This window comes from Cognatishimia sp., assembly GCF_964229375.1.
Lineage (GTDB): Bacteria > Pseudomonadota > Alphaproteobacteria > Rhodobacterales > Rhodobacteraceae > Cognatishimia.
Window position 1 is genome coordinate 1 of the sequence record NZ_CAXREH010000166.1, and the last position, 16,691, is coordinate 16,691.

General features: G+C 57.6%; 14 protein-coding genes. 7 read left to right on the top strand and 7 right to left on the bottom strand.

Annotated elements, in window-relative coordinates; all coding sequences use genetic code 11:
- Positions 1-36: 36 nt before the first annotated feature.
- On the top strand, positions 37-1,287 hold the full coding sequence (locus ACEQWH_RS12470) for a Zn-dependent hydrolase (protein ID WP_370231361.1): 1,251 nt from the start codon (positions 37-39) through the stop codon (positions 1,285-1,287).
- Positions 1,288-1,331: 44 nt separating this feature from the next.
- On the opposite strand, the gene ACEQWH_RS12475 is transcribed toward ACEQWH_RS12470, so the two are convergent.
- Entirely contained in the window at positions 1,332-2,054 is a 723-nt protein-coding gene (locus ACEQWH_RS12475) for a hypothetical protein (protein WP_370231363.1), read from the bottom strand.
- Between the two features lie 101 nt (positions 2,055-2,155).
- Here ACEQWH_RS12475 and hydA point away from each other — a divergent pair, with 101 nt between their 5' ends.
- A complete protein-coding gene (gene hydA, locus ACEQWH_RS12480) occupies positions 2,156-3,610 on the top strand; it encodes a dihydropyrimidinase (protein ID WP_370231365.1) in 1,455 nt (484 codons plus the stop codon).
- Positions 3,611-3,616: 6 nt separating this feature from the next.
- Here hydA and ACEQWH_RS12485 read toward each other — a convergent pair whose 3' ends face one another.
- Positions 3,617-4,018 (bottom strand): cupin domain-containing protein, encoded by a 402-nt coding sequence (locus ACEQWH_RS12485; RefSeq protein ID WP_370231366.1) that lies wholly within the window; start codon positions 4,016-4,018, stop codon positions 3,617-3,619.
- A gap of 56 nt (positions 4,019-4,074) precedes the next feature.
- Between ACEQWH_RS12485 and ACEQWH_RS12490 the strand changes: the two genes are divergently transcribed.
- From ACEQWH_RS12490 to ACEQWH_RS12510, 5 genes are read left to right on the top strand one after another with little or no spacing between them, the layout of a single operon-like run.
- Complete coding sequence (locus tag ACEQWH_RS12490) at positions 4,075-4,854, top strand: ABC transporter ATP-binding protein (RefSeq protein ID WP_370231368.1); 780 nt, start codon at positions 4,075-4,077, stop codon at positions 4,852-4,854.
- A gap of 2 nt (positions 4,855-4,856) precedes the next feature.
- Positions 4,857-5,279: an N-acetyltransferase family protein gene (locus ACEQWH_RS12495; RefSeq protein ID WP_370231383.1), complete on the top strand. Its 423-nt coding sequence runs from the start codon at positions 4,857-4,859 to the stop codon at positions 5,277-5,279.
- Positions 5,276-6,136: an ABC transporter permease gene (locus tag ACEQWH_RS12500; protein WP_370231370.1), complete on the top strand. Its 861-nt coding sequence runs from the start codon at positions 5,276-5,278 to the stop codon at positions 6,134-6,136. Before ACEQWH_RS12495 ends, ACEQWH_RS12500 begins: the two co-directional genes overlap by 4 nt.
- Positions 6,133-6,972 (top strand): ABC transporter permease, encoded by an 840-nt coding sequence (locus ACEQWH_RS12505; RefSeq protein ID WP_370231371.1) that lies wholly within the window; start codon positions 6,133-6,135, stop codon positions 6,970-6,972. The genes ACEQWH_RS12500 and ACEQWH_RS12505 overlap by 4 nt, the downstream gene beginning before the upstream one ends.
- 34 nt (positions 6,973-7,006) lie before the next feature.
- A complete protein-coding gene (locus ACEQWH_RS12510) occupies positions 7,007-7,990 on the top strand; it encodes an ABC transporter substrate-binding protein (RefSeq protein WP_370231372.1) in 984 nt (327 codons plus the stop codon).
- 69 nt (positions 7,991-8,059) lie between these two features.
- Here the strand turns inward: ACEQWH_RS12510 and ACEQWH_RS12515 are convergent, their stop codons facing one another.
- From ACEQWH_RS12515 to ACEQWH_RS12535, 5 genes are all read right to left on the bottom strand, one after another.
- A complete protein-coding gene (locus ACEQWH_RS12515) occupies positions 8,060-9,664 on the bottom strand; it encodes a sulfotransferase (RefSeq protein ID WP_370231374.1) in 1,605 nt (534 codons plus the stop codon).
- 146 nt (positions 9,665-9,810) lie between these two features.
- The gene (locus ACEQWH_RS12520) at positions 9,811-11,088 is read right to left on the bottom strand and encodes an efflux RND transporter periplasmic adaptor subunit (protein ID WP_370231375.1); all 1,278 of its coding nucleotides are present in this window, start codon (positions 11,086-11,088) and stop codon (positions 9,811-9,813) included.
- The gene (locus ACEQWH_RS12525; RefSeq protein ID WP_370231377.1) at positions 11,085-13,151 is read right to left on the bottom strand and encodes an ATP-binding cassette domain-containing protein; all 2,067 of its coding nucleotides are present in this window, start codon (positions 13,149-13,151) and stop codon (positions 11,085-11,087) included. Before ACEQWH_RS12525 ends, ACEQWH_RS12520 begins: the two co-directional genes overlap by 4 nt.
- Before the next feature lie 29 nt (positions 13,152-13,180).
- The gene (locus ACEQWH_RS12530; protein ID WP_370231379.1) at positions 13,181-15,952 is read right to left on the bottom strand and encodes a calcium-binding protein; all 2,772 of its coding nucleotides are present in this window, start codon (positions 15,950-15,952) and stop codon (positions 13,181-13,183) included.
- A gap of 145 nt (positions 15,953-16,097) precedes the next feature.
- On the bottom strand, positions 16,098-16,691 hold a 594-nt coding region (locus ACEQWH_RS12535), incomplete at its 5' end, for an Ldh family oxidoreductase (protein WP_370231381.1).

The following is a 16,691-nucleotide window of genomic DNA, read 5'->3' on the forward strand; positions in this document are numbered from 1 at the left end:
CAAGTGTACGATTGAAGTTTTCGTCGGAGGAGAGACATGGCAGTTCCAGGAGAAAACCTGAAAGTTAACGGTGATCGGCTGTGGGACAGCCTGATGGACATGGCCAAAATCGGGCCTGGTATTGCGGGTGGTAACAACCGACAAACCCTGACAGACGACGATGCGGCCGGTCGCGCCTTGTTCCAAGAGTGGTGCGAGGCCGCTGGCATGACCATGGGTGTGGACACCATGGGCAATATGTTCGCAACCCGCGCGGGCGAAGATCCCGAGGCGCTGCCAGTCTATGTTGGCTCGCATCTGGATACGCAGCCGACGGGCGGCAAATATGACGGCGTGCTCGGAGTCCTTGGCGGGCTTGAAGCGATCCGCACTATGAATGATCTGGGCATTAAGACAAAGCACCCGATTGTTGTAACCAACTGGACCAACGAAGAGGGCACGCGGTTTGCACCAGCGATGCTGGCGTCCGGTGTGTTTGCGGGCAAGCACACGCAAGACTGGGCCTATGATCGGGTCGATGCCGAAGGCAAGCGCTTGGGTGACGAGCTGAAGCGCATTGGATGGGTTGGCGACGAGGAGGTTGGTGCGCGCAAAATGCACGCGATGCTTGAGTTGCACATCGAGCAGGGGCCAATCCTGGAAGCCGAGCAAAAAGATATTGGCGTTGTCACCCATGGTCAGGGTCTGCGTTGGATCGAATGCACCGTGACTGGAAAAGAAAGCCACACTGGCTCGACACCGATGCATATGCGCAAGAATGCGGGTCGCGGGCTGGCGTTGATTACAGAGCTGGTGCATGAGATCGCGATGAAAAATCAACCCAATGCGGTTGGTGCGATCGGTCATGTCGATGTCTATCCGAACTCTCGTAACATCATCCCGGGCAAGGCGGTCCTTACCGTCGATATGCGCACCCATTTGCTGGACAAGTTGAACGGCATGGTTGACGAGTTCATGGCCAAAGCGCCGAAGCTTTGCGAGGATATCGGCGTCGAGTTCTCTTGTGAGATTGTCGGTCAGTTCGATCCGCCTGCATTTGACGAAGCTCTGGTTGGCTCGATCCGGGATGCGGCCGAGCGCCTGGGATATTCGCATATGGATATCGTAAGTGGCGCGGGGCATGACGCCTGTTGGATCAACGATGTCGCGCCCACGGCTATGATCATGTGTCCCTGCGTCGACGGATTGTCCCACAACGAGGCCGAGGAGATTTCCAAAGAATGGGCCACGGCGGGAACGGATGTTCTGTTACATGCGGTCCTGGAAACAGCGGAAATCGTGAGCTGATGCACACCGCGGCTGATCATACCTTTCCGAATTTCGGCGGTGGATCAGCCGGCACGATTGGCTGCGCGCCAGTCGGCCTCGAATTTTTCAACGATCTCAAACAGAGAATTGGTGGGGCCATAGTTGGTATTGGCCAGGTTTTGTCGCCGGGAGTAATTCCAAACCGTCGCGCTGATTTTCTGGCTGGGATCCCTGACCAACACGACCTCTTCTTTAAGGGTCATGGACAGCGAAAACGGCACGATACAGCCTGCGGATTCCAACCTTGCCGAGAACCGCACCGACAGGGTGGGTTTGCCGGGCGTGTTTTCCCATTCTTCTTTGGTCAGAAACCTCAGTCCAAGCGCGCTCAGCCGTTGCCGGATCATATCAGAGAACTCGGCGGTGACGTCGCCCCCATCCAGTTTGCTGCTTTCGAAATAGACGCCGGGATGATCCCTGAGCGGACGCAATTTGGGCGCGATGTCCAGCTGATGCAGCGTCTGCGGGTCGGGCGGATGCAGCCCTGCGACCGCGATGTTCGGAATGCCGCTGATGCTGGCCACAGATTTCAGAAAACCAAAAAAGCTGTTCTGGTTTTTCTTGGTCAGCTTCAACAGGTGGCGCGATTCCAATTCAGACTTGGGCAGACAGATCAACGGATGCGCGCAGGTGTCGGGCACCTTGCGGGTTTCCACCAAAAGCCAGTCTTCGGCCGCCGCCAAGCGGGGCAGTATCAGCGACAAGATCAGCCCCAAAAAGCTGGCCATCATCCAATGTCGGGTCATCGTCTACGCCTGTGCAAATTCGTTGGGCAGGATGATCCCAGAAAAATCTTAAATGCCCGTTACCCGCTGCATTTCGCCAAAACACGAAGGAGTTTTTAGCCATGAGCACTGTCATTAAGAACGGCACAGTCGTCACCGCAGATCTGACCTATGAGGCAGATGTTCTGGTTGAGAACGGCGTCATCACCGAGATCGGTAAAGGCTTGTCAGGCAACGAAGAATTGGATGCCACGGGCTGTTATGTGATGCCGGGCGGCATTGACCCACACGTTCACCTGGAAATGCCGTTCATGGGCACATATTCCAGCGACGATTTTGAATCGGGCACCCGCGCCGGTCTGGCCGGCGGCACAACTATGGTTGTGGATTTCTGTCTGCCAAATCAGGGCGAAAGCCTGTTGGATGCGATCAAACGCTGGGACAACAAATCAACCCGAGCGAACTGTGACTATTCCTTCCACATGGCCGTCACCTGGTGGGGCGAGCAGGTCTTTAACGACATGCAGACCGTGGTGCAGCAGCGCGGCATCAACACGTTCAAACACTTCCTGGCATATAAGGGTGCGTTGATGGTGAATGACGACGAATTGTTCGCTTCGTTCAATCGTCTGTCCGAGTTGGGCGCCATTGCGATGGTGCATGCTGAAAACGGCGACGTTGTGGCCGAGCTGACCGCCAAGCTGATTGCCGAAGGCAACACCGGCCCCGAAGGGCACGCCTATTCCCGTCCGTCACAGGTCGAGGGCGAGGCCACCAATCGCGCGATCATGATCGCGGATATGGCCGGTGTGCCGCTTTATGTGGTGCATACCTCTTGCGAGGAAGCGCACGAAGCAATCCGTCGCGCGCGCCAACAGGGTAAGCGGGTCTGGGGCGAGCCCTTGATTCAGCACCTGACACTGGATGAGCGTGAATATTTCGTGGACGACTGGGACCATGCTGCGCGCCGCGTCATGTCGCCTCCGTTCCGGGATGCGCGTCACCAAGAGTCGCTCTGGGCGGGTCTGCAATCGGGGTCTCTGAGCGTCGTGGCCACAGACCACTGCGCCTTTACCACCGAGCAGAAACGTTATGGCGTTGGTGATTTCTCTAAGATTCCAAACGGTACAGGTGGTCTGGAAGATCGTATGCCAATGCTGTGGACCCATGGCGTTGCAACCGGTCGTCTGACTCCGAACGAATTCGTTGCCGTGACCTCGACAAACATCGCAAAGATCCTGAACTGCTATCCGAAGAAAGGTGCAGTGCTGGTTGGCGCCGATGCCGACCTGGTCGTGTGGGATCCGAACAAGGAAAAAACCATCTCAGCGTCTGATCAGCAGTCGGCCATCGACTATAACGTGTTTGAAGGCAAACACGTGAAGGGCCTGCCGCGCTATACGCTGACACGCGGTCGGGTGGCCGTGGCAGATGGCGAAATCAAGACCCAAGAAGGTCACGGTAAATTCGTCGAACGCGAGGCCAACGGCACGGTCAACAAAGCTCTGTCCACCTGGAAAGATCTGACCGCACCACGCCCTGTACAACGCTCGGGGATCCCAGCGACCGGAGTCTAGACAACTTTAAGGAGCCACCAGATGTTCAAGCTCTGGCAGCAAAACAACGCTTTCTTGTTCGTGCGGATCCGTGCGGGCAATGACCGCGCTGGCTTCGCTGTCATAGGGGTTGAGCGGCAGATGCGGGCAATCGGCAGGGATGTAAATCATGTCGCCCGCTTCGGTCTCCATCACATTCTCAAGGTATTCGCCCCAATACATGCGCGCCCGTCCCGTGAGTTGATAAATCGCGGTTTCGTGGGTCTCATGTTTATGCGCTTTGGCCCGGCCGCCCGGGGGGATCGTGAGGACGTGCATACATATGCCCGTACTGCCCACCGTTTCGCTGGCGATACCTTCAAAATAATCAAATCCCTGTTTCCCGGAGTACGTCTCTCCGGCACGCAGTTTACGACAATCAAGACCCATGACTTTGCCCTTCTTTCCGGCTTGAACTTGGGAACTTTGCAGATGGGTGAGGAAACGTGTCAAGCAACTCGGTAATTAGTGCAAAATCTCTGGATTTGACGTTTCAGACAAACGATGGCCCTGTTCATGCGTTGAAGAACATTGATCTTGAGATCAACAAGGGTGACTTCGTGTCCTTCATCGGTCCATCAGGCTGCGGTAAGACCACGTTCCTGCGGTGCATCGCAGCGCTGGAGACCCCAACCGGAGGCTCTTTGACAGTCAACGGCATGACGCCCGACGAAGCGCGTCGCGCTCGCGCCTATGGGTATGTGTTTCAGGCCGCGGGCCTTTACCCGTGGCGCACGATTGCCGGCAATATCAAACTGCCTCTGGAAATCATGGGCATGGACAAGGCCGAGCAGGACCGGCGCGTCAAAGAGGTTCTGGAACTGGTCGAGCTGGAAGACTTTGGCAAGAAGTTCCCTTGGCAACTTTCCGGTGGCATGCAACAGCGCGCCTCGATCGCGCGGTCTCTTAGTTTTGATGCTGACATCCTGCTGATGGACGAACCCTTTGGTGCGCTGGATGAAATCGTCCGCGACCACCTGAATGAACAGCTTCTGGCGCTGTGGGCGCGGACTGGCAAGACCATTGGATTTGTGACCCACTCCATCCCCGAAGCAGTCTATCTCTCGACAAAGATCGTGGTGATGTCACCGCGTCCGGGACGGATTTCCGATGTGATCGAAAGCCCTCTGCCAAAAGAGCGTCCGCTGGACATTCGTGACAGCAAAGAGTTCATCGAGATTTCGCATCGTGTGCGCGATGGCCTGCGCGCAGGGCATGAGGTGTGACCATGGAGGTGCGCCAACCTACTCAGGCTGATGCTCCGGCGATTGCCGGGATCACAAACAGCTGGATTGACGCGACGCCGTGGATGGAGCGCGATGTGTCTGAACGCGAGCTTCAGTCGATGATCGCAAAAGGCATGCCACATCGCGAAATGTGGGTGCTGGGCGACCCTGTTCAGGCCTATCTGTCCTGCGAAGCCGAGATCAATCACATCTGGGGATTTTACTGCGCCACGCCGGGGCAAGGCCATGGCAAAACGCTGTTGGACAGGGTCAAACAGGATCGCGATTTCCTGAGCCTGAACACGCATTTGCCAAACAAGGCAGCCCAGAAATTCTACAAACGCGAAGGGTTTGTCCCGGTCAAGGAATTCGATCCTGATCCGCCGTCAAACATTCGCGAATTGCGTATGGAGTGGACACGATGAGATCGCTTATCCCTGTCCTGACAATGATCGTGGCTTTGATCGTGATCTGGTACGGCTCTGCTGTGGCGCTGAATTCTGCTTGGGCTTATGACAAAGCCAAACGCGCGGATGTGACACTGAGCACGACCGACCTGATTGCCGACACCTGGAGCCAGGACAAACCGCGTTTGCCTGCACCGCATCAAGTGGCACAGGAAATCTGGAAAACCACCGTCGAGAAAAAGATCACGTCCAAGCGCTCGCTGATTTTTCACAGCTGGATCACCATGCAGGCAACACTCCTGGGGTTTGGGCTGGGAACCATTCTTGGCTTCGCGCTGGCCGTGGGCATCGTCTATAGCGGCGTGATGGATCGCACGGTGATGCCCTGGGTGATCGCCAGCCAGACCATTCCGATCCTTGCGATTGCGCCGATGATCATCGTGGTGCTGAACTCTATCGGGATTTCGGGCTTGCTGCCGAAGGCCATCATTTCGATGTACCTCAGCTTCTTCCCGATTGTCGTGGGCATGGTCAAAGGCCTGCGCAGCCCTGATGCGATGCAGCTGGACCAAATGAAAACCTGGAGCGCCAGCGGCTCGCAAGAATTTTGGAAACTGCGCCTGCCATCCTCGATGCCGTATCTGTTTACCTCGATGAAGATCGGCATGGCGGCAAGCCTTGTTGGTGCCATCGTCGGAGAGTTGCCGACAGGTGCCGTCGCAGGTCTGGGCGCGCGTCTGTTGGCCGGGTCTTACTATGGGCAAACCATTCAGATCTGGTCTGCCCTTTTGATGGCCGCAGCCCTTGCGGCCTCGATGGTCGGGATCATCGGGATCCTGCAGCGCGTAAGCTTGAAAAGGATGGGCATGGCATGATGTGGCTTCTATTTGGTCTAATCGCCTGGACCGCAGGCTGGCTGCTGAATGTGCGCCTGTCGCAGCTGCCAAACAAGGGCGTGTTCGCCCTGTTGCCCCCGGCGGTCTTTGGCGCAACCTTGTTGTTCGTCTGGGAATGCCTCGTGCATGGTTTTCAGATCTCGCCCGTCCTGCTGCCCGCGCCAAGCGCGATCGCCGTGACGTTTGCAAGCTCTCTGGATATCCTGTGGGTCGACTTTGTTCAGACCGTCGTCAAGGGTGCGCTCAGCGGGTATATCATCGGCTGTGGCTCGGCGTTCTTGCTGGCCATTCTTGTGGATCGCTACACGTTCCTAAAGCGCGGCCTCTTGCCGATTGGCAACTTTATGGCGGCGCTGCCAATCATTGGCATCGCGCCAATTCTGGTTATGTGGTTCGGGTTTGACTGGCAGTCAAAATCCGCGGTGGTCGTGGTGATGGTGTTCTTCCCGATGCTTGTGAACACGGTTCAGGGGCTTCAGGAAACCACGGCAATGCAGCGGGATCTGATGCGCACCTACGCGGCGGGGTATTTCACAACCCTGACCAAGCTGCGCCTTCCCAGCGCGATGCCATTCGTCTTCAACGGGTTGAAAATCGGCACCACGCTGGCGCTGATCGGAGCCATCGTCGCCGAGTTCTTCGGCTCTCCCATCAAAGGGATGGGATTCAGAATTTCCACCAGTGTCGGGCAACTTGCGCTTGACCTTGTGTGGGCAGAGATTGTCGTCGCCGCGCTTGCGGGGTCGGCATTTTATGGAGGGGTTGCCTTGGTCGAAAAGGCCGTGACGTTCTGGCACCCGTCCCAAAGAAAATAAAAATAGCACCCAGTAATCCAACCAGGAGACTATTATGAAAAAAACAATCACAGCATTCGCCCTCGCGGCACTTGCGTCTACGGCACAGGCGGCTGACGATTTCACACTACAGCTAAAGTGGGTCACTCAGGCTCAGTTCGCAGGGTATTACGTGGCCCTTGATAAAGGTTTTTATGACGAAGAAGACCTGAACGTCACCATCAACGCCGGTGGCCCAGACATCGCTCCAACGCAGGTTCTGGCCGGTGGCGGCGCGGATGTGACCGTAGAATGGATGCCAGCGGCGCTTGCGGCGCGCGAAAAGGGTCTGCCGATGGTGAACATCGCTCAGCCTTTCAAATCCTCTGGCATGATGCTGACCTGCCGCAAGGATCAGGGCGTTGAAACCACTGCTGACTTCCCTGGCAAAACCCTTGGCGTTTGGTTCTTCGGAAACGAATTCCCGTTCCTGAGCTGGATGAGCCAGCTGGGTATCTCGACAGATGGTGGCGCAGATGGCGTTACTGTTCTGAAGCAGGGCTTTAACGTTGATCCAATCCTACAAGGTCAGGCGGCCTGTGTGTCTACCATGACCTACAACGAATACTGGCAGGTGATTGATGCGGGCCTGACCCCAGAAGAGCTGGTTGTTTTCAAATACGAAGACAACGGCGTCGCGACTCTGGAGGATGGTCTGTATGTTCTGGAAGACAAACTGTCTGACCCAGCCGAAGTCGACAAGCTGGTCCGCTTTGTCCGCGCATCCATGAAAGGCTGGAAATACGCGGAAGCGAACCCAGACGAAGCCGCAGAGATCGTTCTGGACAATGACGCATCCGGTGCACAGACCGAAAAGCACCAGAAGCGCATGATGGGTGAAATCGCGAAGCTGACAGCGGGCAGCAATGGTGCGCTGGACCCAGCAGACTTCGAGCGCACAGTCGCGTCACTGCTGTCTGGTGGTTCTGATCCAGTTATCAGCGCGCACCCAGGCGACGCAGCTTGGACCCACGCGATCACCGACGCAGCTCTGAACTAAGCTGACACGGCATAAAACAGATCAGGGGGCCTCGGCCCCCTTTTCTTTGTCTGGTCTTTGCAAGGATGGTTAAGCTGTCAGCAATCCAGCCGAGACCAGGGCCGCACGCAACGGTGCAAGCTGCTGCTCATAGGCTTGCCAGCCAGCGTCGCTACCCCCATAGATCGGTTTGCGCACCTGTTTGGCACTGGCGGTCAAAACAGCCGATGTGCTGCGCTCCGGCGTCGTCCAGTCGCTGCTCCAGTCAAGGCCGGTAAACTCTGCAATCTTGCGAGTCACCGCTTCGGGTTCGCTGACAAGTTCCGCGTAGTCGACATCTAGGATCGCGTCCGAACAGATCGTACGCCAGTGGCTCATCCAGTCGCGGTGCAGAACCATGAACTGCGCAATGCCTTCAAAAGAATAAACAAACCCGTTTCCTGTCCCGCTAAACGAATGCCGATAGTGCGACCAGGCAACCGCCATGGGATCGCGGTTCATGTGGATAATGCGAGCCTCGGGAATGGCCGCACAAATGAAACCGATCCACCTGAAATTGAGCGGCATTTTGTCGATGATGATTGGACTGCCATCGCCATATTGCGCCAGCCCGGAAAGGATGTTTTCGCGCAGCGTCTGAAGGTCGTCCGCGGTAAACGTCGTCTTGCGCCCAGTTGCCAAATCCTGCAGCAACGGCGTGACAAGTCGGTCCACAACCGACAACTCGCCACAGGCCTTGGCCTCGGGCGCCATCGCGATGATGCGTTCGGTCAGCGTTGTGCCTGTGCGCGGCAAGCCCGTAACAAAAATGGGCCTCGGCCCAGTTGCTGGTGCCGGTTTGGGCAGCGGCTTGGCAAAGAGGTTACGACTGAGCGCGTAACGGATGGCATCTTTCTTGAAATCATAGCCGACGCTGTCGTGAATTAACCTGTTGCCTTCCTGCAGATGCGCAAAGGCGGTGTTGCGATCTCCAATGTCGTCATAGGCCTTGAACAGCGCCATGCGCAGTGGCGCGGTCGTTGGGGCATTTGGATCGGACGCCTTCAGCAAATCCTGCATATCCGCCAGATGCGGTGTTTCGGGCGTATATTTTAACGCCTTTGATACGTTCCAATGCATCGACCCATCTAACGGTGCAATAGCCAGCGCCTGCATCGCATAGGCCAGCTCTTTGTCGCGGTCTCCGTTTGCGCGGGCGAGGCTGGCCAGCTGTGTATAGGTCGCCGCATCCTCGTTGGTGCCTTGCAAAGCCTGCTCGTGCACGTCCTGCGCCTCGCCACCCCGACCCATCTCCCGCAGGGCTTTTCCTTTCAGGTTTGCCGCGTCTTTGTGATCCGGCGCCTTTGACAAGATTGTCTCGGCCGTTTTCAAAGCGCCCGCAGCATTGCCGATCTGTAATTGCATATGGGCTAGGGCGACGCCAATTTCCGACAACTCCGGTGCCAGATCAAAGGCCAGTGCCATTTGATCCGCAGACCTTGCCCATTGCTGGGATGCCTGTGCTGTCTTGGCATCTTGTAACAGAGCCTGAACAGCCTTGGGTTTCATGCCCTTCAGACCAGCCTGCGCGCGGCGGTTTGACGGGAACCGGTCCAGCACTCCTTTGTAAAGGTCATACGCCGCCGCCCAGTCGCCGGTCTTCTCGGCCTTACGCGCATAGGACAGCGCTTTGTCTGTGGAAAGAAGAGTCGCCATAGAGTTGCCCTTTGCCATCCGAAAACCCGTCTTGATTGCGTGTTTTTCGATACCTAAGCATAGCGGTGCACAGGGGTGGGTCAACCGTAGATGGTGGGACGCGCGAGCCTCAGCCACTATATCCTGTGAAAAACGCGTCTATAGCGTCAGTCCTGAAGGGCGTGGTCAAACGCAGCCTGCAGGGGCTCTAGCAAATATTGTGCGGCGGTGATGTGACGCCCTTGCACAAGGATTTCGACCGGCATGTCCTCGCTTAAGGCGATGCCTTCGCCCAATGTGTCGCGCAAGATCGTCAATGCTTTGGGGTCGATATCTGCACGCCCCACATACGAAAGCGGGGTATCGTTTTCGTCGGTTTGCGCGCGTGGCGAGATCGCAGTGATGGTCAGATCCAGCTTTGGCAGATTGCGTTGATTGAGCGCCAACAGCGTGAAGCGCCCGGTCATCCCCGGGCGGATCTGATCGATCTGGTGGGTGGGGATTGCGAATTTCAGATAGGGTTGATGCAGCGGCTGCGCGACGGAAATCAATGTCTGCCCACGCCCGGCATACATGCCCTTGGCCTGAAACATAACATCGGTCACCACCCCTGAAATCGGCGCCGTCACGGTGGCTTTGTCAACCACATCGCTAATTTGCCTGATCTGCAACGAAAGTTCGCGGATCTGTTGTATGTTGCGATCCCGCGTTGCGCTGAGTTCTTGCTGCAGGGCCAAAAGAATAAGGTCCGCCTGTCGCCCCTGTTGGTCTTTCTGGTCAACGAGGGCTGCGCGCTTTGCTTCCTCGGAGGCTTTGTCGCCGGTCACGATCATAATGCGTTCGGCCAGGGCTTCGCTGGTGTTGCGCGCCAGAATGCCCTGATCCAACAACGCGGACTGACGCGCTGACCGTGCATCTAGCTGTGCGATCTGCGCTGTGTTCTGCGCAAGTTTTCGGTCAATCGCGTTGATCTGCACTTGTAAATTCACGGCTGTCTGGGCTTTGAGCGCGCTTTGCATCCGGGCCTGTTTGGCCCGCAGGATCAGGCTTGCGCCTTGCGTTTGATCCTCTGGCGACAAGTCGGAAAGGGTACCCTCGAGAATGGCGGTGATGACGCGGTTTTCTTGCGTAAACCTGTCTCGCATCCGCCGATAGGTCGCAAGCGTGTCGCGCTCGAGCGTGGTGTCCAGCGACAAGAGCGGGGCGCCCGATGTGACCTCGTCATGAGTGGACACCAAAACTGCTTCGATCTGGCCACCATAAGGGTGCTGTATGTCGACGGATTGCGCCGAAGACACAATCGTGCCGCTAAGTCGCACTGTCGTGGCCAGCGGCGCGTGCATGGCCCAGAGGGCTGCGGCGACACAGGCGAGAACGACGGACAGCCCGGCATTTCGCAAAGGTCGCGACAGGGATTTTGGTAGAGTCTGGCTGCTGTGCGTCATGCGGATTTCTTCAAAGTTGGCGTTGCGCGCTTCGCCGGTGCCGCGAAGGTTACGACAAGGCGCGTTTGGCTCGCGTCGCCGTCCGCCTCTATAGACGACGCCATATCCATCAGAGCTTCCAGAGGCGCTTGCGTCGGTTCACGAACATCGCGGGCAAAGGGCACGGTAGTCGGCCGGTCTTTCAAAGTGGCGAGCACTTTGGGTGTTTCATTTTCCGCGGCTTCTTGAAACGCTAACCGTCCTGTTGCGTCGTCCAGAAACTCGAATGAGATATGAAGGGACCGTGATTTGTCAGACGGGCCATTCAGACGCATGCCCGCAAAAGCCTCAAGTGCCACCAATTGCGCGTGATTGCTGAAATCGCTGTCATCGGCGCGGTTGAACTGGGCCGCGATCCAGTCGGCCAGATCTTGCGCCGAGCTTTCCAGTAGGGGCAATTCGATTTGGCGGCGACCGGCGCTCATGCGGCCTAGAACATCGCTGCGGTAGCCAAAGTCGACGACGCGGCCGCCTTCTAGTCGCATGACCTTATCTGCCAAGGCCATCACACCGGATCTGTGCAGGACCATCACGATTGTCGTGCCACGATCTTTCAGTTTGGACAGTGTTTGAAACAGGGCGCGCTCGCCCTCGGCATCCAACAGCGCGTTGGGTTCATCCAGAAAAAGATAGGCAGGCGCATTAAAGATCGCCCGCGCCAAGGCCAGCCGTTGCTTTTGACCCGCTGACAGCAAATAGGGGTGTTGTTCAAGGTTGCTGTCATAGGAGTCGGGAAGGGCTGAAATCAGCCCATGAACGCCTGCGGCCTTTGCTGCCTCAACGATTTGATCGTCGCAGGCATTGTTTGCAAAACAGCTGATGTTTTCGGCAATCGTGCCGGGCAGTATGGGGGCAAGCTGCGGCAAATAGCCGACATGCTGAAAGAGGTTCTGATCGCTGAGGCCACGGATCTCGCTCTCCTCAAGATAGACCGCGCCGATTGGGGCAGGGGTGATACCTGCAAGGGCCTTGAGCAGGGTTGTTTTGCCAGATCCCGACGTCCCAGCAATTGCCAAACATTCGCCGGGTTCCAGTGAAAAGGACACCCGGTCCAGTCGCGGCGGGGCGCCTCTTTCGCGCGGTACGACCAGAGCTTGCGCCTTGAGGCTGCCGTCCAAGCTGGCAATCTCGGTCGCAGCGGGCGGTGGTGACATGGGTGTATTTGTCCGCAACGACTGAAAATCTGCCAAGGCCGCGCGAATGGCTGGCATCTGTGTCAACGCGGCCTCGGTCGTCGCGAATGTTTTGCCCAATAAAAGCGATGCGGCGATCATGCCGCCTGCGCTGAGGGCATCTTGCGTGACCAGAAACGCGCCAAGGCCAAGCGCGATCAGCTGGGTTGCATACCGTATCAAAGACGCAAAGGCATCGCCCACTGATTTGGCGGTTTCCGCCCTGTCCAAGGCTGCCAGTTTGTCGATCTGAAATCCTGCAAAGCGTTGTCGCAGGTTTGCCGATGTGCCAGCACTTCTGCCGTGGTGCCGTGCGGCTTTGGTCAGGCAATCCTGTTCTCGAAGCGCGCTTTGCTGGGCTTTGGCTTCATGAGGGCGTTTTACCAAATTTGCAGTGCCGCGGATGGCTGCGGTCAATGCAAGAAGGGCCAGCAACACGCCCAAAAACATCGGATGCAACATCACAAGAACAATGGCCAGGAACGGCAGCCAGGGCAGGTTCAGAACCGTGACGGCCATGTTGCCTGACAAAAACTGCGACAGCCGCGCGATTTGATCGATGCGCGCTTGTGCATCCGGTGCCGTCAGGGCCTTAGCCGTGCCGGTTTCTTCGACCCAACGCGCGATGCGGCCAAGGGATTTGTCACGCGCGGCTTCGACGATTGCCTGAACCAGCAAGGCACCTAAGGCCAGGGCTGCAAGCAACACCAAAGTGGCCTTATTGCTGCTGGGGATCACACGATCCAGCACCTGCATCATGAACAGAGGGCTGACCAGGATCGCCAGATTGGTGACAAAGCTGAGTGCCAGCAGGGGCGGCAGCAATCTGAACAGGAGTGAAAGGTGTTGCATCAGGCCAAGCCGCCCCTAAGTGGTTCACATCAAAGCAGGAAGTTGCTTTCGTCCAGATCATCTGGATCCACTGATTTCAGGAAGACCCGATCCCCGCTTTGCCCGCCATTCAAGCTGCTTAGGTCGATTTCGACGGCCCATCCATGATCTGTCATGACATCCTGCAAGCGGTCATAGTCCAGCCCATAGGACCTGAGGTCGATCTGGTCATGGGTGGCTTCAAAGTCATGGATGATGTCTTTGCCGCTGCCCGCTGCAAAGACGAAGGTGTCGGCGGCGTTGTCGCCAGACCAGTTGCCGCCCCACATGTGATCATTGCCTGCCCCGCCCGTGAGCGTGTCTGACCCGCTGCCGCCGACAAGTTTGTCAGCATCCGCGCCGCCATCCAGCCGGTCCGCGTCGCTGCCGCCCAACAGCAGATCTTTGCCCGCGCCGCCCGCGAGATTGTCAGCGCCATCGTTGCCGACCAATGTGTCGTCGCCAGCATCGCCCAGCAACGTGTCACCGCCACCGCCGCCATAGAGTTTGTCGGCATCCTCACCGCCTGACAATGTGTCCTGACCCGCGCCGCCATACATGCGGTCAGCGCCGGTGCCGCCAGAGATCTGGTCGTCGCCGTCATTGCCAAACAACGTGTCGTCGCCCGCCCCTCCTGACAGGGTGTCGTAACCAAGGCCGCCATAAGCCTCGTCATGGCCAGCATCCATGGTCAGGCTGTCATCGCCATCGCCGCCAAAGGCAGTATCGTCGCCAGTGCCCATCTGGATCGTGTCCTGACCCAACCCGCCGTCGGCGAAATCATTTCCGCTGCCGCCATCGATCATGTCGTTGCCGGTGCCCCCGAACATGCGATCGTTGCCGGTTTCGCCGCGCAGGTCGTCTTGTCCGTCACCGCCCTGAATGGTGTCGCCACCTGCGTTGCCAACAAGCGTGTCCTGTCCGTCACCGCCGCGCAGCACATCGTTGCCGCCGCTTTCCAGCGTGACCTCGGGGTTGCGCATTAACACGGCGGCTTCGGCGTCGACCTCGGCGAAAGCATCGGCCGAACGCGGGTCCACGGTGCCGTCGTTGGACATGGTGGATTGCGCCTCTGACATGAACTCGGAATAGGCCTGACCTGCTTCCCAATCGACGTTGACCTTGAAGATCGCGCCCTGCGAGCCGGTCGAGGCATCCAGATCGTGGTCGCCCCTGTTCAGCCCATAGTAAAGGTTGCCATCGCCATCCATAAAGACCGCGCCATAGGCGCCTTTGGCCATGCCGCTTTGCATGGTGTCGCCGTATAAAGTGCCGGTGATTGGCACCTCTTGGAACGTGGGTTGGCCGCCAGTCTGCACATCGCTGACATCGATGCGCACAACCTTGCCCGCCTCTCCGTTTCGTCCCGGAGACACCACGGCGTAAAAGCTGTCTTCCTCTGCGTTATACGCCAGATCATAGGTGCGGTCTGTGAACAGGCCTTTGGGCAGGTGATAGTGGCTGATCTGGGGGTCGCCATTGGCATCCAGATTGTCCACGTCGGCGACACTGATGCGATCTAGAGTGGTGTGGAACGTCCAAAGGTTGCCGCTGTCGTCAAAGTCACCGACATAGTCGCCATAAAACCCTTTGCCGACCCGATAGGTCGCGCCGGCGGCGTCGATCATCACGATATCCGTGCTGGACACGGGGGTGCCCAGAGAGTCCACACCATTGGACTTCGCCACACCATAGATCAGATCATCTTCGACGTTGAACCCGACGGCATTGATTTTGAAGCCCGGAGGATCCCCGACATCCATGTATTCCTTGGCCTCGACATCAAAGACTTTAAGGTGCCCATCGATCACCTGATAAAGTGCTGCCTGTCCCGGGGCGAAGGCATCAACGCTGATGGCGTCGCCGCCAAAAGAGATCTCTTTGTCATAGGACACGATCGGCCCGCTAAAGTCGTAAATCGAGGTGTCCTGATCCGGTTGCAAGGCGCGGAAACTCAGGCTGCCTTCATCGCCTGTGCTGGTGACTGTGACCTCATAGGTGTTGAAAACCCCCGACTCGGTAGAGACCGTGTCGACCACCTCGCCGTTCCACAGGACTTCGATTTTGCCGGTTGAATAGCCGGCGGCCAGATTGGTGGCGAGTTCGAATTGGATGGTGTAGTCTTCGCCGGCAGTGGTGCCGACGGATTGTGAAATCACCGATTGACCGTCGATGTCTTCGATCTGCCACGCGCCGCTGGCGGCGTGTTGGGAAAGGCTGGACACGGTCCCGCTGTCGGCCAGCATATTGTTACGGGTGCCGTCGTCGCCATGTACCAAATCATCACCGTCACCTGCGTTGACCGTGTCATCGCCAATCCCGCCGAAAGCTGTGTCATTGCCGTCCTCAAGGTTGATGACGTCATCGCCCGCGCCACCGTGCGCCATGTCGTTGCCCGTGCCTGCATTGATCAGATCATTGCCGCGGCCCGAGGACAGCGTGTCGTCGCCGCCGTTTCCCAACAGAACATCATCGCCTGCGCCGGTCTGGATGTTGTCATTGTATGACCGCGTCGCGCCCAATCCCGAGTTGACCTGCAAGTCCGGGTTATAGACCCATTTGCCGTCAACAAAGGACCATTCCTGCCCGACCATGTCGCCTGCAGCCAGATCGGATCCCTCGCCGGTGCGGATCGTGTCATCACCTGCGTGACCATTGACCTTGTCGACCGCGTCCAGCTGCTCGTCCAGAGTTTGCCCTTCGGCATTTGTGAACCCGCTGGCGATGGTGTCGTCGCCCGTTGTCCCAATGAAATCAGAGGGTTTCTGTGTGTTTTCGGCCATGATCCTCTCCCAAGACAATCCCAATCAAACTTGGAACTGTCCTAAGGCGAGGCTCTTAAACACTGCTTAAGTCAGGCGGGGCCCAGTCAGGAAATCTTGGAACAAGGCGAGTCAAATTTTAGGTTTGGGGCGTAAAATCGGTCAGCTAGGCGCTTTGTGCCAGCTCGCGTGCCAGATCAAGATAGGCTTGCGGAACGCTCAGGCCGTTTTGTTCAGCGGCCGCAATGGCAGCGGTGCGTCGTGCGCCGGGAAGTCGCGCGCCTTCAAGTGCTGCGATATCGCTTAAGAGGGGCTCCAGCCTTTGGGCAAATCCGCTGGCGTCATGTGGTTTCAACGCCATCAGAAACTGCCCTGCCTTGGTCGAGGGGCCGTCGGCGGTGAAGAATGACGTCATTTCCGTGCTTCGGTTGGCCCCTGTCAGAGTCGCCGCCAGAATTTCGACCATCAGTGCCAGAGCCGTGCCTTTCGCGTCTCCAATCGGGGCCATGGTGCCCGACAATGCTGCCTCGGGATCGGTGGTTGGATTGCCTTCGTTGTCAAAGGCCCAGTCGTCGGGAATTGAGGTGCCGGATTTCCGGGCGTGCATGACTTTGCCGCGCGCCACTTTGGACAGGGACAGGTCAATCACCATAGGTGCGTCGTCTGTGCGTGGAACTGCAAAAGCGATCGGGTTTGTTCCAAACATCGCCTCTTTCGCCCCCCATGGCGCCATCGCTTTGGGGGTGTTTGCGACCATGAT